14 protein-coding genes are annotated in these 14,483 nt (G+C 69.9%); 7 read left to right on the forward strand and 7 right to left on the reverse strand.

Annotated features, from left to right (window positions below; genetic code table 11):
* Positions 1–90: 90 nt before the first annotated feature.
* Positions 91–1,353: a hypothetical protein gene (locus B7K22_RS00635; RefSeq protein WP_084037881.1), complete on the forward strand. Its 1,263-nt coding sequence runs from the start codon at positions 91–93 to the stop codon at positions 1,351–1,353.
* Positions 1,354–1,417: 64 nt separating this feature from the next.
* Here the strand turns inward: B7K22_RS00635 and B7K22_RS00640 are convergent, their stop codons facing one another.
* The 3 genes from B7K22_RS00640 to coxB are packed head-to-tail and all read right to left on the reverse strand — an operon-like array spanning position 1,418 to position 4,404.
* The gene (locus tag B7K22_RS00640) at positions 1,418–1,819 is read right to left on the reverse strand and encodes a cytochrome c oxidase subunit 4 (protein ID WP_084037882.1); all 402 of its coding nucleotides are present in this window, start codon (positions 1,817–1,819) and stop codon (positions 1,418–1,420) included.
* 3 nt (positions 1,820–1,822) lie between these two features.
* Complete coding sequence (gene ctaD / locus B7K22_RS00645) at positions 1,823–3,559, reverse strand: cytochrome c oxidase subunit I (RefSeq protein ID WP_084037883.1); 1,737 nt, start codon at positions 3,557–3,559, stop codon at positions 1,823–1,825.
* Positions 3,559–4,404: a cytochrome c oxidase subunit II gene (coxB, locus tag B7K22_RS00650; RefSeq protein ID WP_084037884.1), complete on the reverse strand. Its 846-nt coding sequence runs from the start codon at positions 4,402–4,404 to the stop codon at positions 3,559–3,561. The genes ctaD and coxB overlap by 1 nt, the downstream gene beginning before the upstream one ends.
* 56 nt (positions 4,405–4,460) lie before the next feature.
* Here coxB and B7K22_RS00655 point away from each other — a divergent pair, with 56 nt between their 5' ends.
* Entirely contained in the window at positions 4,461–5,579 is a 1,119-nt protein-coding gene (locus B7K22_RS00655) for a cysteine desulfurase family protein (protein ID WP_084037885.1), read from the forward strand.
* Between the two features lie 103 nt (positions 5,580–5,682).
* On the opposite strand, the gene erpA is transcribed toward B7K22_RS00655, so the two are convergent.
* Together erpA and B7K22_RS00665 are read right to left on the reverse strand one after the other, a co-directional pair.
* The gene (erpA, locus tag B7K22_RS00660; RefSeq protein ID WP_084037886.1) at positions 5,683–6,036 is read right to left on the reverse strand and encodes an iron-sulfur cluster insertion protein ErpA; all 354 of its coding nucleotides are present in this window, start codon (positions 6,034–6,036) and stop codon (positions 5,683–5,685) included.
* 80 nt (positions 6,037–6,116) lie between these two features.
* Positions 6,117–7,112 (reverse strand): glycerate kinase, encoded by a 996-nt coding sequence (locus B7K22_RS00665; RefSeq protein ID WP_084037887.1) that lies wholly within the window; start codon positions 7,110–7,112, stop codon positions 6,117–6,119.
* Positions 7,113–7,152: 40 nt separating this feature from the next.
* Between B7K22_RS00665 and nadA the strand changes: the two genes are divergently transcribed.
* The 4 genes from nadA (at position 7,153) to B7K22_RS12295 (ending at position 11,274) form a co-directional block, all read left to right on the forward strand.
* The gene (gene nadA, locus B7K22_RS00670) at positions 7,153–8,358 is read left to right on the forward strand and encodes a quinolinate synthase NadA (protein ID WP_084037888.1); all 1,206 of its coding nucleotides are present in this window, start codon (positions 7,153–7,155) and stop codon (positions 8,356–8,358) included.
* A 35-nt stretch (positions 8,359–8,393) separates the two neighbouring features.
* The gene (locus B7K22_RS00675) at positions 8,394–8,996 is read left to right on the forward strand and encodes a DUF3043 domain-containing protein (RefSeq protein ID WP_084037889.1); all 603 of its coding nucleotides are present in this window, start codon (positions 8,394–8,396) and stop codon (positions 8,994–8,996) included.
* A 45-nt stretch (positions 8,997–9,041) separates the two neighbouring features.
* Positions 9,042–10,055, forward strand: a complete 1,014-nt coding sequence (locus tag B7K22_RS00680; RefSeq protein WP_084039605.1) for an aldo/keto reductase family protein — start codon at positions 9,042–9,044, stop codon at positions 10,053–10,055.
* Between the two features lie 151 nt (positions 10,056–10,206).
* On the forward strand, positions 10,207–11,274 hold the full coding sequence (locus B7K22_RS12295; protein ID WP_234983244.1) for a phosphoribosyltransferase: 1,068 nt from the start codon (positions 10,207–10,209) through the stop codon (positions 11,272–11,274).
* Here the strand turns inward: B7K22_RS12295 and B7K22_RS00690 are convergent.
* The gene (locus B7K22_RS00690) at positions 11,229–12,275 is read right to left on the reverse strand and encodes a quinone-dependent dihydroorotate dehydrogenase (protein ID WP_084037890.1); all 1,047 of its coding nucleotides are present in this window, start codon (positions 12,273–12,275) and stop codon (positions 11,229–11,231) included. The genes B7K22_RS12295 and B7K22_RS00690 overlap by 46 nt on opposite strands.
* 32 nt (positions 12,276–12,307) lie before the next feature.
* Here B7K22_RS00690 and B7K22_RS00695 point away from each other — a divergent pair, with 32 nt between their 5' ends.
* Positions 12,308–13,747, forward strand: a complete 1,440-nt coding sequence (locus tag B7K22_RS00695; protein ID WP_084037891.1) for a leucyl aminopeptidase — start codon at positions 12,308–12,310, stop codon at positions 13,745–13,747.
* A gap of 358 nt (positions 13,748–14,105) precedes the next feature.
* Here B7K22_RS00695 and B7K22_RS00700 read toward each other — a convergent pair whose 3' ends face one another.
* Complete coding sequence (locus tag B7K22_RS00700) at positions 14,106–14,441, reverse strand: oxidoreductase (RefSeq protein ID WP_234983245.1); 336 nt, start codon at positions 14,439–14,441, stop codon at positions 14,106–14,108.
* Between the last annotated feature and the right edge of the window lie 42 nt (positions 14,442–14,483).

Raw genomic sequence — 14,483 nt, forward strand, 5'->3', positions numbered from 1 at the left:
GCCTTCCGCTGGCTCCTGACCCTCACCGTGGCGACTCTCGTCAGTGCGAGTGTGGTTGCCGCAGTCGTCACCTCCGCTCAGGGACCGCGCGTGACCGACGTGCTCGCAGACGCCGAGTCCGCGACCGTCACCCAGGGAAGCCGGGTCATCTTCACGTCCAATGTTCCCCTCACCGCGGTCGAGCCGTCGCAGGTGACCATCGAGCCCACGACGGCCTTCACCGTCGACACGGCGGGCCGCACCGTCGGCGTTCGCCTGGTCGAGGCGCTCGCGCACGACACGGAGTACACCATCACCGTCGACCGCGTGGTCGCCGTCGGGGGCGGCCCGCCGGCCACGTTCTCGACCTCCCTCCGCACGCCGCCAGGAGAGCTGCTGATCCTCCAGCGCGAGCCTGAGGGGCCCGACCGGATCGAGCGACTCACGATGGACGGAGAGTCGCTGGGCACCATCTTCGAGCACGACCGCATCGAGGACTTCCGTGCGACCCAGCACGGTGCCCTCGTAGCCGTCTCGGCCGACAGCGGCGCGGCGACGCTGATGCTCGTGAGCGACGAAGGGACGCAGGAGGTGACGGTGCCGGGACATGGCCTGCTCTCGCGACTGCAGGTTTCTGAGGCGGACGACCGGTTCGGCTACCTGTGGACCGCGCTGCCCAGCGCCCTGCCAGAGGACCAGCAGTCCGGGCTCTTCATCGGCGACCTGGAGAACCCTGGGGCCGAGCCGACCCTGGTCGAGATCGGCGACGGGGCGCCGCTGCTCACCGACTTCAGGCTGATCCCCCGATCGACGTCCGTTCTCGCCCTCGACACCTCGCAGCAGCTCCTGCTCGCGGATCAGACGTCGGCGACCGATCCGACCGTGCTCGGAGGAGCACGGTGGATCGACGACCTGGCCCGCTTCGAGCTCACCGCGCTGATCCGCACCCAGACCGGGCCGCAGCGGATCGACCTGACCACCGGCAGCCTCAGCGCCGTCGAGGTCCACGACGAGCTCGGCACGCCCTACGCGGCAGAGGACCTCGGGGACCAGGGCGTGCTCCGCTCCTACCTCCGCTTCGCCGAGAACGGACCACTCGAGTCCCAGTCGGTCGTGCTCGACGGGCCCGATGGCGAGTCGGTCGTGGTGGCAGAGGTCGACTCCGATGACGCCCTGGTGCAGGTGTGCGCCGCGCCCACGGGCGCGCGCGTGGCGGTCGCGGTCGCGCCGCAGATCGTCTCCAACCCTCTCGACGACCACCTGATGGCGGTGCCCGAGCGCGTCGAGACTCGGGTGGTCGAGGTGGAGTCGGGCGAGGTGCTGTTCACGGTTCCCGGCTTCGCCGCCTCGTGGTGCAGGGTGCCTGCGATCTAGCCCGTCCGCACACCGGTGCCGGGCGACCCTGCCCGCGACAGTGGTCGAGTGGCCCGCGCTGTGATCAGTGCGCGTGGAGGCCCGTCGAGAACTCCATCACCCAGCCGACGAGGCCGACGACGCCGACGATCACGGCGGGCACCATGATCCACCAGCCCACGGCCATCGCGAGGAAGGCCAGCGCGGCGCCGATGCCGATGACCAGGGGCCACCAGCTCCACGGCGAGAAGACTCCCTGCTCGCCCGACTGCTCGGAGATGTCCGCGGTGTTGTCGTCCTCGGGACGCATGCCGTGCCGCTTCTCGAGCATCTTGAAGTAGATGCCGACCATGACGAACATCCCACCGGTCAGCAGGATGCACGTGATGCCCACCCACTCGGACCATCCGGTGAAGATGCCGTAGGCGAGCGCCGCCACGAAGAAGAAGACCGAGGGGATCCAGAACACATTGGACTCGAGGCGCATGGGTCAGCCCTCCTTGCCGTTGGCGGTCGTCACCGGTGCGTGATCGCTGTCCGAGCCGCTGTGAGCGGCGTGGTCGCGCGCTGCGGCCTCGGGGTGATGCAGATCGAACGCGGGGCGCTCCGAGCGGATGCGCGGGATCGACGTGAAGTTGTGGCGAGGCGGTGGGCAGCTCGTCGCCCATTCGAGCGAGTTGCCGTAGCCCCACGGGTCGTCCACGGTGACCTTGGGCGCGCGCTTGGAGGTGATGTAGACATTCCATAGGAAGGGCAGCGTCGACAGCGCGAGGATGACGGCGCCCACGGTCGACAGCTGATTCATCCAGGTGACGCCATCCTCGGGCAGGTAGTCGACGTAGCGACGCGGCATGCCCTCGGCGCCGATCCAGTGCTGGATGAGGAACGTGGTGTGGAACCCGATGAACAGGAGCCAGAAGTGGATCTTGCCCCAGCGCTCGTCGAGCATCCGGCCGGTGAACTTGGGCCACCAGAAGTAGAACCCCGCGAACATCGCGAACACGACCGTGCCGAACACCACGTAGTGGAAGTGCGCCACCACGAAGTACGAGTCCGACACCGCGAAGTCGAGCGGCGGCGAGGACAGGATGATGCCGGTGAGACCGCCGAAGAGGAACGTGACGAGGAAGCCGATCGACCACAGCATCGGCGTCTCGAAGGAGATCTTCCCTCGCCACATGGTCCCGATCCAGTTGAAGAACTTCACACCTGTCGGCACCGCGATGAGCATCGTCATGAACGCGAAGAACGGCAGCAGCACCGCGCCGGTGACATACATGTGGTGGGCCCACACGGTCACGGACAGCGCCGCGATCGCGATGGTGGCGTACACGAGCCCGTGGTACCCGAACAGCGGCTTGCGGGAGAACACCGGGAAGATCTCCGACACGATGCCGAAGAACGGCAGCGCGATGATGTAGACCTCCGGGTGGCCGAAGAACCAGAACAGGTGCTGCCAGAGGATGGCGCCGCCGTTGTCGGGGTTGAAGACCTGCGAGTGGAGCACGCGGTCAGACCCGAGCGCGAACAGCGCGGACGCGAGCGGCGGGAAGGCGAGCAGCACGAGCATCGACGTCACCAGGATGTTCCAGGTGAAGATCGGCATGCGGAACATCGTCATGCCGGGCGCGCGCATGGTGACGATCGTGGTGATGAAGTTCACCGCGCCCAGGATCGTGCCGAAGCCGGCGAGGGCGAGACCGAAGACCCACAGGTTGCCGCCCACGCCGGGCGAGTACACGGAGTTCGACAGCGGCGCGTACGCGAACCATCCGAACGAGGCCGCCCCCTGAGGCGTGAAGAAGCCAGCCGATGCGATCAGGCCGCCGAACAGGTACAGCCAGTAGGCGAACATGTTGACGCGCGGGAACGCGACGTCTGGCGCTCCGATCTGCAGCGGGGTGATCACGTTGGCGAAGCCTGCGAACAGCGGTGTGGCGAACAGCAGCAGCATGATCGTGCCGTGCATCGTGAAGAGCTGGTTGTACTGCTCCGCGGACTGCACGACCTGCATGCCGGGCGCGAACAGCTCGGCACGGATCAGCAGGGCCATCACGCCGCCGATGATGAAGAAGATGAACGACGTGATCAGGTACATGTACCCGATGGTCTTGTGGTCGGTGGTGGTGATCCACTTCACCACGATCGAGCCGGACCGGGCGGGTGCGACGGGAATCGCAGGCGCGACGTCGGTGCTGCGCTGATCCTCGTATGCGACGGTGGCCATCACTCAGTCTCCCCGTGCTCGTCGGCGATGCGCACCGCCTGGTCGCGGCTGTACTCCAGACCCAGCGCGCCCTCGTTGCCGCGGTCTCGCAGCTCCTGCATGTGCGCGTCGTACTCTGCGCGCTCGACGACCTCGACGTTGAAGAGCATCGAGGCGTGGTACTCGCCGCACAGCTCGGCGCACTTGCCCTGGTAGGTGCCCACCTGCGTGGGCGTCACCATCCACTCGTTGGTCCGGCCGGGGACGGTGTCCTCCTTGTAGAGGAACGCGGGGATCCAGAACGAGTGGATCACATCGCGCGAGTCGAGGTAGAAGTGCACCTTCTCGTCGACGGGCAGGTAGAGCGTCGGGAGCGTCTCCTCGACCCCCTCCTCGCCCGTGAGCGTCGCCTGGACGCCGGGGTCGTACACGTCGTCGGAGAGGTAGTTGAAGTCCCAGCTCCACTGCTTGCCGACCACCTGGATCTCGATGTCGGCCTCGCCGGAGACGTCGGTGAGCAGTCCGATGTCCTCGGCGGTGTACTTGAACAGCACGCCGATCGCCATGAGCGGCACGAGCGTGTACATGAGCTCGAGCGGCAGGTGCACGCGGGTCTGGACGGGCAGCTTGGTGTCGTCCTTGCGCTTGCGGTACACGGCCACGCACCACAGGATCAGACCCCACGTGATCACGCCGACGACGAGCGCGGCGATCCACGACCCGTTCCACAGCGTGATGATGGGACCGGTCTGATCGGTGATCTCAGGCGTGGACGGCAGCGCGCCGTTCTCGATGCCCTGCGAGCAGCCTGCAAGCAGAGCCGAGACGCCCAGGGCACCGACGCCTACGAGGGCGTTTCGGGACATGGCAAAGCGTGGCTTCTTGGACACGCGGTCAGTCTAGCGCGCGATACCGTGGCGGCATGCCAGCGCGCCGTGTGTTCCTCGATGCCTCCGGGCGCTCTCCGGTAACGCCCAGGACGGCGGATGCGTTCCTCGCTGGGCTCGCTGAGGGGTGGGCCGATCCGGCGCGTCTGACGGCGGAGTCGCGTCGCGCGCGGGCGGTCCTCGATGGCGCCACGGAGGCGATCGCCGTTGCGCTGGGAGCCTCTCCCGAGCATGTCCACTTCACGTCTGGCGCCCACGTGGCGTTCGACCGCGCCGTCGCGGCCGTCGCGGCCGCCCGGCGGGGCCGGGACCGCATCGTCGCCAGCGCGATCGAGCGCAGGGCGGTGCTCGACGCCGCAGAGCAGGTGGCGCCAGGCGCCGTCACGCGCGTCCCGGTGGACCGCGCTGGACACGTCGACTCCGAGCACTTCGCGCGCGAGGTCTCCGACCCGGCCGTGTCGCTGGCGCTGGTCCAGCACGGCAACCACGAGATCGGAACGCTTCAGCGCCTCGATGGCGTCGCAGACGCGGCGGCGGCAGCCCAGGTGCCGCTCATCGTGGACGCGTCCGCGACCGTCGGCCACGTCGACGCGCCCGAGCGCTGGGACGCCCTCGTGGCCGACCCCGCGGACTGGGGTGCACCGCTCGGCCTCGGCGTGGTCGCGATGCGCCCCCGGACGCGATGGCTGACCGCCTGGCCTGGCGACGGCTTCTCCCCCGGCGGCGTCTCCATCCCGCTGGTCCTGGCGGCGGCGGTGGCGCTGCAGGAGCGTCTCGAGTCGCTCGAGGCGGACCGCTCGCGACTGGCGGCGCTCACCGCGACCCTCCGCGCACGGCTTGCTCAGCTCGAAGGCGTGACGGTCGTGGGAGACGAGATCGAGCGGCTCCCCCACCTGGTGACGGCGGCCTTCATGTATCTCGACGGCGAGCCCATCGTCTCCGCACTTGACCGGGAGGGCTTCGCGGTCGGATCGGGCTCCGCGTGCGGGTCGGACACGTTCGAGCCCAGTCAGGTGCTCGCAGCCATGGGCGCCCTGACCCACGGCAACCTCAGGCTCGGGCTGACGCCTGGCGTCGACGATTCCGACGTCGAACGATTCCTCGCGACGCTGCCGCGCGTCATGGAGGACGTGCGGCGCTCCATGACGGCCTGACGGAAGGTCAGCCGGGCGAAGCGGCGCGCGCCCCCGAACGCGCGAACGGGCGGCGACCGCACCGTGAAGGTGCGGCGCCGCCCGTCGGCGTGAGACTAGTCGCTCAGCTGAAGGAGTCGCCGCATGCGCAGGAGCTCGCGGCGTTCGGGTTGTCGATGGTGAAACCCTGCTTCTCGATCGTGTCGGCGAAGTCGATGGTCGCACCGTCGAGGTACGGCACCGACATCTTGTCGACGACGACCTCGACACCGTCGAAGTCGCGGATCGCGTCGCCGTCGAGCGTGCGCTCATCGAAGTACAGCTGGTAGATGAGTCCGGAGCAGCCTCCGGGCTGAACCGCCAGACGCAGGCGGAGGTCGTCGCGACCCTCCTGGTCGAGCAGGCTCTTGACCTTCCCAGCGGCAGCGTCGGTGATGACGACTCCGTGAGTGACAGCCTCAGTGGCAGTGTCAGTCATAGGCCGCCTCCTTTCCTCGTTCGTGTCTTCAAGGGTACGCCTGCCTCGCGCATTCCCGACACCCCCACCCGGGAGCGGCGTCAATCGCGCTGGCGCCAGGTCTGCGCGACGCGGGCGACCCCGGCCCCGAGTCCGGGGGCCCCTGGCTCGGCCGCATGGGCGGAGGCGATGCCGGCGTTCATGAGGTCGCGACGGCCGATGCGCGTGCTCGGGGCGAGCACGACGCACGGGACGCCGATGGCCGCGGCGAGCGCGCTCGCCGCCGGCACCGCGCCGTCGTCGAGAGCGCGCGGCTCGAGCGAAGGGACGACTGCGACGACGAGGTCGGCGCCCTCCACCGCCTGCGTCCCGCCTGCCAGGTGGGCCAGCAGAGGGCCGGCTGGCGCCAGCCGACCGCCCGCGGCGGCCAGGCAGTACGCCAATCCGCCTGCGGCGCCGGCGCCCGGACCGTCGGACAGCCGGGACGCGCCCAGCAGCGACCGCGAACCCGCGACGGGATCCGCCTCGCGCGCGATCTCGCTCCACCGCTCCTCCTGTCGCTGAGCTGCCACGGCCAGCGCGTGGTCGGACTCACGGCGCTCGCGCAGGGTGGCGCTCATGCCGCGCAGCCCCAGGAGGGGGCGTTGGGAGGTGACCGCGACGACCAGGTCGAGGCTCGCGAGGGCGCCGCGGAGCTGCGACAGTCCGCCGAGCCACAGATCGGTGGCATCACCGGCCGGGGCCTCGTCCCCGACGGGCACGACGACTGTCACTGGTCGCGACCGATCGGCGTGCTCGGCTGCGAGGCCGAGGAGCCCGGCCGCGAGCGCGTGGGGCTCCCAGCGGGCCGACGGCGACGCCGGCGCGACGATGACGGCGCCGCCTGCCTCGACGGTCTCGACGCCGCCTACGCGCGAGCGCGCCCCCGCCAGCGCATCGGCGCTGCGTGGCCCCCCGTCGCCCAGGGCGACGCAGGCGATGTCCGCACCCGAGTCCACGGCGAGCCAGCTCTCTGAGACGATCGCTGCCGCGTCCCGCGGGGACAGTGGCGCAGCGTCGAGGCCCGGCCAGCTCTGGGCGAGGACGGCGATGCGCATGGGCTCTAGTGTGCCGTGCCGACCGTGAGACAATGACCGAATGACCACGACGTTCACCGAGCCGTCCGCGTCGCCCGCCCTGCTGCTCCTGGGAGAGCGGCGCGATCCGCTGTCCGAGCGCGGCGTGGACTGTCCCGGCGATCTGCCGGCACCTTCCGACCCCGACCTCGTCGAGCGCGCGACGCGCGCGAAGGAGGCGCTGGGCGACCGGGTGTTCATCCTCGGTCACCACTACCAGCGCGACGAGGTCATCCAGTTCGCCGACGTCACGGGCGACTCCTTCAAGCTCGCGCGAGACGCCGCCGCCCGACCCGAGGCCGAGTTCATCGTGTTCTGCGGCGTGCACTTCATGGCCGAGAGTGCCGACATCCTGACCTCCGAGGACCAGACCGTGGTCCTGCCGGACATGGCGGCCGGATGCTCGATGGCGGACATGGCCAACATCAACCAGGTCGAGGATGCGTGGGAGCAGCTCGCCGAGGTCGGCGTCGCCGGCCGCACCGTGCCCGTGACCTACATGAACTCGACGGCGGCGATCAAGGCCTTCTGCGGCCGCAACGGCGGCGTGGTGTGCACCTCGTCCAACGCCGAGGTCGCGCTGCGCTGGGCCTTCGACCAGGTGGGCGGACTCGACGGCGACGGCAAGGTGCTGTTCCTGCCCGACCAGCACCTGGGCCGCAATACGGCCGTCCTCCAGCTGGGCCTCGCGCTCGAGGACTGCGTGCTCTTCGACCCGCGCAAGCCCTACGGTGGCAACACCCCTGAGGAGCTCGAGCGGGCCCGCGTCATCCTGTGGCGGGGCCACTGCTCCGTGCACGGCCGTTTCCGCAAGGAGAACGTCGAGGCGGCGCGCTCGAAGGTGCCGGGCATCAACGTGCTCGTGCACCCCGAGTGCTCGCATGAGGTCGTGACGCGCGCCGACCACGTCGGCTCCACCGAGTACATCATCAAGACGATCGAGGCCGCGGAGCCGGGCTCGAGCTGGGTGATCGGCACCGAGCTCAACCTGGTCCGTCGCCTCGCGAACGCGCACCCCGACAAGGACATCCACTTCCTCGAGGACACGGTGTGCTTCTGCTCGACCATGAACCGCATCGACCTGCCGCACCTGGTCTGGGCGCTCGAGTCGCTCGCCGCCGGCACGGTCATCAATCGCATCGTCGTGGACGACCAGACGCAGACGGAGGCCAAGGTGGCCCTCGACCGCATGCTCGCCCTACCAGCCAAGAACACCGCCAAGGACTGAACCCGGGCGCCCCACAGGAGCCACCCAAGGAAGCCATGAAGAAGAACGTCACCGACGCGACCACCCCCGCGACCACCGTCGACTCGACAGTCGAGCTCTCTGACGGCGAGGCCGTCGCCGCAGGCAAGGGTCGACCCACGCCCAAGCGCAAGGACCAGGAGGCAGCGAACCGTCGCGCGCTCGTCCCCAACACCAAGGCGGACAAGCAGGCGGTCAAGGCCAAGGCTCGCGCCCAGCGCGAGAAGGAGTTCCAGGCGATGCGCGAGGGCGACGAGCGCAACATGCCGCACGAGCATCGTGGACCCGAGCGCCGCTTCCTGCGCGACTTCGTGGATGCACGCACGTCGATAGGCGAGTTCCTGCTTCCCCTCGCGATCGTGTTCGTGATCCTGTCGCTGTTCATGAATCAGCTCGGCCCCGCCAGCCTGCTGATGGTGCTGTTCTTCTACGTGCTCGTGCTCGCCGCCGCGATCGAGACCTTCATCACGATCAGGCGCCTGAAGAAGGCGTTCATCGCGGCGTTCGGAGAGAGCAGGCTGCCGCGCGGCTGGACCTTCTACGTCATCTCCCGCGCCCTCAACCTGCGCCGCTTCCGCACTCCTCGCCCCAAGGTCAAGCGCGGCGAGTATCCCGTCTGACCGGTCGGTCAGGCAACGGCGCGCGGTCGTCGTAGGGTGGTCGACATGATCAACTATCGCTATCTGGGAAACTCCGGCCTCAAGATCACCGAGCTCACCTACGGCAACTGGCTCACTCATGCATCGCAGGTCGCGAACGAGCAGGCCGCCGCCTGCGTGAAGGCGGCCCTCGACGTGGGCATCAGCTCCTTCGACACCGCGGACGTCTACGCCAACACGGCGGCCGAGACGGTCCTGGGTGACATCCTCAAGGGCGAGCGGCGCGAGAGCCTCGAGATCTTCACGAAGGTCTACTGGCCCACCGGGCCGGGCGGCGCCAACGACACGGGTTTGTCGCGCAAGCACATCATGGAGTCCATCAACGGCTCGCTCAAGCGCCTGCAGACCGACTACGTGGACCTCTACCAGGCCCACCGCTACGACCATGAGACCCCGCTCGAGGAGACGATGACCGCCTTCGCGGACATCGTGCGCCAGGGCAAGGCCCACTACATCGGCGTGAGCGAGTGGACGGCCGACCAGATTCGCGAGGGCGTGAGGCTCGCGGACGAGCTCAACATCCAGCTCATCTCGAGCCAGCCGCAGTACTCGATGCTGTGGCGCGTGATCGAGGACGAGGTGGTGCCCGCCTCGGAGGAGTCAGGAGTGAGCCAGATCGTCTGGTCCCCCGTCGCCCAGGGAGTGCTCACCGGCAAGTACAAGCCGGGTGAGGCGCCGCCTGCGGGCTCGCGCGCGACCGATGAGAAGGGCGGGGCGAACATGATCAAGCGATTCATGAACGATGATGTCCTCGCGCGGGTGCAGAGGCTGCAGCCCATCGCTGACGAGCTCGACCTCACCATGGCGCAGCTCGCCATCGCCTGGGTGCTCCAGAACCCGAACGTGTCCGCCGCGATCATCGGAGCCTCGCGCCCCGAGCAGGTCACCGACAACGCCAAGGCCTCCGGCGTGGAGATCCCCGCCGAGCTCATGACCCGCATCGACGAGGCCCTGGGAGACATCGTCGAGCGTGACCCCGCCAAGACCGTGGAGACGAACCCGCAGGAGCGTGTCGCGTAGGTCGCCTTCGACGCGGACACACATCGGCCCCGGCACCTCGCGAGGTGTCGGGGCCGATGCGCATCAAAGGAGAAAACAATGCGTCTGGTGAGAGGCGCACATTCGGTGAACGCTCCGCCCCGGCGTCTCGTTCCCGGGCTACCGTGACAGGATGAGTCTCGACTGGTCGACCATGCGCGCGACGGTGCGCGACCTCGGCGTGTCGCCGTCCGAGGTGCTGCTGGCCGGGTCCGCCCCCCTGGTCGCCGTGGGTGCCCTCGACCACGCCGGAGACCTCGACGTGGTCGCGTGGGGCGAGGCGTGGGCCACCCTCGCATCGCGCGGGACGGTGCGCGAGGGGTCGCTGGGTGACCGCGTGGTCGACCTGGCCGGCGGACTGCAGGTGTTCTCGGGCTGGCACGGAGCACCGGCGGTCGAGGTCTTGCGCAGGGCCATGACGAGGGACGGCTTGCAGGTGCTGTCCCTGTCCGACGTGATCGCCTACAAGCGCACGCTCGATCGCGACAAGGATCGCGAGCACCTGCGTGCGCTCGCCCGGTGGGCAAGCGAGATGACAGATGAGGGCTCCGCCGCGTCGGGAAGGCCCCCACGCCGCCTCGCCGACCGGACTCACGCGGGCGAGCTGCTCGCCGCGCGCCTGAGCGACCCCGACCTGCCCCGCCCCGTCGTGCTGGCGCTGCCCCGCGGCGGCGTCCCGGTCGCCGAGCCCGTCGCGCGGGCCCTGTCCGCCGAGCTCGACGTGCTCGTGGTGCGCAAGCTGGGGGTGCCGGCCAACCCCGAGTATGCGTTCGGCGCGATCGGCGAACGCGGGGTGAGCGTGGTCGACCCGCGCATCGTCTCCGCGGCGGGGCTGTCGCACGACGAGGTCGAGGCTGTCGAGAGGGCGGAGCGCTCCGAGCTCGACCGTCGCCGCACCGTCTACCGCCCTGGCCGACCCGAGCTCGATCTGCGCGGTCGCACCGCTGTGGTCGTGGACGACGGCTCCGCGACCGGCGCGACGGCGCGCGCGGCGATCGCCGTCGCGCGCGGGCTGGGCGCCGCACGGATCGTCGTGGCCGTGGGCGCTTGCCCGCCTGACATCCTGGCGCTGCTGGGACGCGAGGCCGATGGGTCCGTCGCCGCCCTCACCCCTGAGCCCTTCGCGGCGGTGGGCCAGTGGTACCAGGACTTCGCTCAGACCTCGGACGACGAGGTACGGAGGCTGCTAGGTCTCGCGTAGCTCGCGAGATCGCGATTGAGGCGCGCCACCCATCCCGGCCCGTGGTAGACGAACCCCGTGTACGTCTGGAGGAGCGTCGCGCCGGCGTCCAGCAGAGCCCGCGCATCCGCCTCGGTCTCGATGCCGCCGACGCCGATGATCGCCAGCTCGTCCCCTGCCCTCGCGCGCAGTCGGGCGACGACCTCGAGCGCCCGTGCCCGCACGGGTGGACCCGAGAGGCCACCCGGCCCGAGGTCGTGCGCGATGGTGGTGTTGGTCGCGATCACGCCGTCCAGCCCCAGCTCGAGGGCGAGCTCCGCCACGGCGTCGACATCCTCGTCAGCGAGGTCGGGCGCGATCTTCACCAGCAGGGGCACATGGCGTCTCACGGCCTCGTCGGCGGCATGACGCACGGCGACCAGGATCGGTCGCAGCGCCTCCGTCGACTGGAGGTCGCGCAGGCCAGGAGTGTTGGGCGAGCTGACGTTGACCACGAGGTAGTCGGCGTACGGCGCGAGGGTGCGTGCGGAGTACGCGTAGTCGTCGGCGGCGTCCTCCGGCGGCGTCACCTTCGTCTTGCCGATGTTCACCCCGAGCACCACGCGACGGCCGCGCCGCGTGCCGCGCAGACCGGCGAGACGCGACGCGACCGCATCGGCCCCCTCGTTGTTGAAGCCCATGCGGTTGCGCAGCCCGTGGACGTCGAGCTCGCGCCACGACCGCGGCCGCTCGTTGCCCGGCTGGCCCTGCGCCGTGATGGTGCCCACCTCGACGAAGGCGAAGCCCGCCGCCGCGAGCCCCACGACGGCCTCCGCGTTCTTGTCCATCCCGGCGGCGAGCCCCAGTCGGCCGGGGAACGCGATGCCCATCGCCTCGACTCCGCTCCGAGGTGTCGGAAGGAGCCTCAGCGACCTCCCCACGCGGAAGGCCCACCCGCCCCACCGGAAGGCGAGCACGCCGAATCGGTGGGCGCGCTCGGCGTCCACGCGCACGAGGACGGTGTCGTAGAACAGGCGGTACACGGCTCCAACGTAGCGCGCGTTAGGCTCGTTTCATGACCTCATTGAACGCCACAAGCGAGACCGTCTCGACCCTCGACGCCGACGCCCTGATCCTGGGCTTCGACGGCGATGTCGCCTCCCACCCCCAGCTTCCAGACGAGGTGCGCACGGCCGTCGCCCAGACCGCCGCCGCGCTCGAGCCCTCCGCGAAGGTCGGTGCCACGACCATCCTGCCAGGCACCGGCGTGACCGCCACGCGCATCGTGCTGGTGGGCCTGGGCGACGCGAGCGAGGGCGACCTGCGCTTCGCCGCCGGCGCCGCCGCTCGGAGCTGCGGCAAGAAGCCGTCGACCGTGGTGGTCGCCATCCCCGCGGACTCCGACGCGAAGGCCTCGGCCATCGCGGAAGGCGCGCTGCTGGGCGCCTACACGTTCACCGACTACAAGTCCTCCGAGGACGACGCCGAGCCTCACGCGACGGCCTGGCACATCGCCGGCGCCTCTGACGCGGCGATCGAGCGCGCCCAGATCATCGCTGCCGCCGTGGCCTCGACCCGCGACCTCACCAACACCTCGCCGCTGGACCTGTACCCAGCGTCCTTCGCGGAGATCGCACACGAGTACGCGGGACAGCTGGGCGTCGAGGCGCTCACGTGGGAGCCGCAGCAGCTCGCCGAGCAGGGGTTCGGCGGCATCCTCGCGGTCGGCATGGGCTCGTCTCGCCTGCCGCGTCTGGTGCGCCTGTCCTGGAAGCCTGAGGACGCGACCGGGTCGGTCGCGCTCGTGGGCAAGGGCATCACGTTCGACACCGGCGGCATCTCGCTCAAGCCGCCCAAGTCGATGGAGACCATGAAGTCCGACATGACTGGCGCGGCCGCCGTCATGAACATCGTGTTCGCCGCGGCACGCGCCAAGCTGCCGATCGCCGTGACCGGCTGGCTGTGCCTCGCGGAGAACATGCCGTCGGGCACCGCGCAGCGTCCGTCTGACGTGATCCGCCATTACGGCGGCAAAACGGTCGAGGTGCTCAACACCGACGCCGAGGGCCGCCTGGTCATGGCCGACGGACTCGCGCGCGCGATCGAGGAGGAGCCTGACGTGGTCCTCGACATCGCGACGCTCACCGGCGCCCAGGGCGTCGCGCTCGGCACCCGCACCTCCGCCGTCATGGGCGACGACGCGATCCGTGCCGAGGTCGTGGAGGCCGCCGGCGAGGTCGACGAGGCCTTCTGGCCCATGCCGCTGCCCGCGCACCTGCGCGAGGAGCTCGAGTCGAAGATCGCGGACCTGCAGAACATCGCCGGTCCCGCAGGCGGCATGCTCTCCGCCGGCCTGTTCCTCAAGGAGTTCGTGGGCGACACCCCGTGGGCCCACCTCGACATCGCCCGCCCGGCGTACAACGAGGGCAAGCCGTACGGCTTCACGCCCGCAGGCGGCACGGGCGCCTCCGTGCGCACCATGTTCCGCTTCCTCGAGAAGCGCGCCGGACTCTAGCCCGCTGGCACCGAACGCCCGGCTCCCCGATGGGAGCCGGGCGTTCGCGCGTTCCCAGCCACCGCATCGGCCGTCCGTTCCCGCGCCCGCCACGACAGTTCCGAACATCTCCGTTCCCACACGCCGAGCGGTCAGCGCCGACGCGGGGGCAAGCGCCGCGCGTCGCGCCGACGGTGTTCGACAGTGTCGAGCGGGCGCACCGGTCACCACACACCTGGGACGCCCGTGAATGGTGCGACGCGTGGGGCGTCACTCGCGTCTCGCGCACGTCTCCCGTCACAGCCGTGTGTTGCGCGGCACGGACCGAGGGCATGCCCGGAGCGCGTGGGCAACGGCGGAGGGCCGATGCGCGGGCTGACTACGACCTCTTGCGCTGCTTCTCGTTCCACTCCCGCATGCGGGACGGGTACCCGGAGAGGTTCACGTCGAACACCGGGACGCCGAGCTGCTTGGCGACCTTGCGGGCCGTCGCGGTGTCGGGCACGCGACGCCGCGTCCACTCCCCCGTGTCAGCGACGATCACCATCGTCGTCTGGGTCACGCGCGTGGGCGGCTCGATGAACGCCTCGCAGCCCTGGTGCCCGGCGACGAACTCCTTGAGGTGGGCGATGGTCTCCGACCGGGCCTCCTTGGACCCCGCGCCGGAGGACGGCTCGGCACCCTTCGAGCCGAACATCCGCGATAGAAAGCTCATGGCCCCAGGGTAGTCACGCCTTGCGGTTCGCGTCACCGCTGA

This window comes from Demequina sp. NBRC 110053, assembly GCF_002090095.1.
GTDB lineage: Bacteria > Actinomycetota > Actinomycetes > Actinomycetales > Demequinaceae > Demequina.

Bases quoted from the DNA above. Each gene is read 5' to 3' on its own strand.
- B7K22_RS00640 (WP_084037882.1), bottom strand. From the start codon at position 1,819: ATGCGCCTCGAGTCCAATGTGTTCTGGATCCCCTCGGTCTTCTTCTTC.
- ctaD (WP_084037883.1), bottom strand. From the start codon at position 3,559: ATGGCCACCGTCGCATACGAGGATCAGCGCAGCACCGACGTCGCGCCT.
- coxB (WP_084037884.1), bottom strand. From the start codon at position 4,404: ATGTCCCGAAACGCCCTCGTAGGCGTCGGTGCCCTGGGCGTCTCGGCT.
- B7K22_RS00655 (WP_084037885.1), top strand. From the start codon at position 4,461: ATGCCAGCGCGCCGTGTGTTCCTCGATGCCTCCGGGCGCTCTCCGGTA.
- erpA (WP_084037886.1), bottom strand. From the start codon at position 6,036: ATGACTGACACTGCCACTGAGGCTGTCACTCACGGAGTCGTCATCACC.
- B7K22_RS00665 (WP_084037887.1), bottom strand. From the start codon at position 7,112: ATGCGCATCGCCGTCCTCGCCCAGAGCTGGCCGGGCCTCGACGCTGCG.
- nadA (WP_084037888.1), top strand. From the start codon at position 7,153: ATGACCACGACGTTCACCGAGCCGTCCGCGTCGCCCGCCCTGCTGCTC.
- B7K22_RS00675 (WP_084037889.1), top strand. From the start codon at position 8,394: ATGAAGAAGAACGTCACCGACGCGACCACCCCCGCGACCACCGTCGAC.
- B7K22_RS00680 (WP_084039605.1), top strand. From the start codon at position 9,042: ATGATCAACTATCGCTATCTGGGAAACTCCGGCCTCAAGATCACCGAG.
- B7K22_RS12295 (WP_234983244.1), top strand. From the start codon at position 10,207: ATGAGTCTCGACTGGTCGACCATGCGCGCGACGGTGCGCGACCTCGGC.
- B7K22_RS00695 (WP_084037891.1), top strand. From the start codon at position 12,308: ATGACCTCATTGAACGCCACAAGCGAGACCGTCTCGACCCTCGACGCC.
- B7K22_RS00700 (WP_234983245.1), bottom strand. From the start codon at position 14,441: ATGAGCTTTCTATCGCGGATGTTCGGCTCGAAGGGTGCCGAGCCGTCC.